This window comes from Mesorhizobium silamurunense, assembly GCF_014843825.1.
Lineage (GTDB): Bacteria > Pseudomonadota > Alphaproteobacteria > Rhizobiales > Rhizobiaceae > Mesorhizobium > Mesorhizobium silamurunense.
Genome location: NZ_JHQR01000472.1, coordinates 1 through 742, shown reverse-complemented (window position 1 = coordinate 742; position 742 = coordinate 1). Strand labels below are relative to the sequence as shown.

Here is a 742-nt window from a genome sequence, read left to right as displayed (position 1 = left end):
CTCAGGCAGAGCCACGCTCGACTGGCCAAGGCCGCGGCGGTTCGCGCCGACCGCTATGCCCACGCCCGGCAATTCCACCGGATGCGACGCGAACTGAAGCGCCTGCGCACCTATCTCGGACGTGTGTTCCGCGACATCAGCCGCAAGATCGCCGGCAATGGTGAACTCGGGGTCAGGTTTGCTCGATTGCTCGGGCTGGTCGAGCGGCTGCTGGTCCAGAAGCCGAAAGACAAGGACAAGCTCTATTCACTGCATGCACCCGAGGTGGTCTGCATCTCGAAAGGCAAGCCCGTACGCCCTACGAGTTTGGCTGCAAGGTCGGGATCGCAACAACCAACCGTGAAGGCCTCGTGCTGGCCGCCAAATCCTTCGAGGGTAATCCGTATGACGGTCATACGCTCGCCGCGACCGTCGATCAGGCGGTGGAGATTGGCGGCGTCGACCCGGACCGCATCTATGTCGACAAGGGCTTTCGCGGCCATGACTACAAAAGCTCGGGCTCGGTGATGATCGCCGGCCATCGGCGCGGCCTGACGGCCACCATGAAGCGGGAACTGAAGCGACGGTTGGCCATCGAGGCCACCATCGGTCATATGAAAACCGATGGGCGGCTGGACCGGAACTTCCTTCTCGGCCATGTTGGCGACGCCATCAATGCGCTGCTCGTGGCCGCAGGCCACAATCTGCGCCTCATCCTCGCCACGCTGGCGCTTTGGCGTGCGCTCATCCTGCTGGCGCTTGC

At 63.3% G+C, this 742-nt stretch carries 1 pseudogene; it reads left to right on the top strand.

Annotated features, from left to right (window positions below):
• A pseudogene (locus tag DH10_RS36045) lies at positions 1-742 on the top strand (transposase); the annotation flags it as partial.